The organism is Mesotoga sp. HF07.pep.5.2.highcov (genome assembly GCF_003666285.1).
GTDB lineage: Bacteria > Thermotogota > Thermotogae > Petrotogales > Kosmotogaceae > Mesotoga > Mesotoga prima.
In genome coordinates this window covers 1-628 of sequence record NZ_JFHJ01000479.1, presented here as the reverse complement: position 1 = coordinate 628, position 628 = coordinate 1, and the positions used below count along the sequence as shown (strand labels likewise).

The window sequence follows — 628 nt, the reverse complement described above, 5'->3', positions numbered from 1 at the left end:
CCCTCAGATAGTAAAAAATCATTACAGTTGCCTCTGCGATATCGGAAAAAACATATGAAAGCCAGACCCAGACTATGCTAGCTTTCATGAACGCTACGAAAACTATCAGCATAGGAACCTGAATCAGCCATCTGGAGACAACGCTGCCCGCTACGAATGGAAAGTTGTAACCCGATCCCCCGAAAACTGAGGAGAGACCGAAGCCATAGGCCAGGACTGAAATTCCAAGAGAACCATATTTCAAAAAGCTCGCGCCATATGAAATGATCTCTGGATCATCATTGAAGATTCCAATAACTATCTCTCCACCAAAGAACGCAATCAGAGCGAAGAAGAACATAATGAAGAATCCAATTAATCCCGCCGTTTTTGCAGTCGCTCTCGCTCTGCCAACATCATCTGCTCCTAAATTCTGCCCGACCATCGCAGAACCCCCCATGTTAAGTCCCACAAGAGGCATGAATGCAAGTCCGAACAATCTTCCCGTTACTCCTACAGCAGCAACGGCAGTTGTGCCGTATAGTGCCACGAATTTCAGAACCACAACGGCGGCAAGATTTCTGAAGAAACCCTCCAGTCCCGTTGGAAGCCCAATAGTTAGAAGCTTCCTGTCAATGTGCCTATCGAG

General features: G+C 46.8%; 1 protein-coding gene. It reads right to left on the bottom strand.

The annotated features are described in order from the left end of the window. Positions 1-628 (bottom strand): MATE family efflux transporter (locus BG32_RS09995; protein ID WP_259459666.1); only part of this gene is annotated, 628 nt, incomplete at both ends.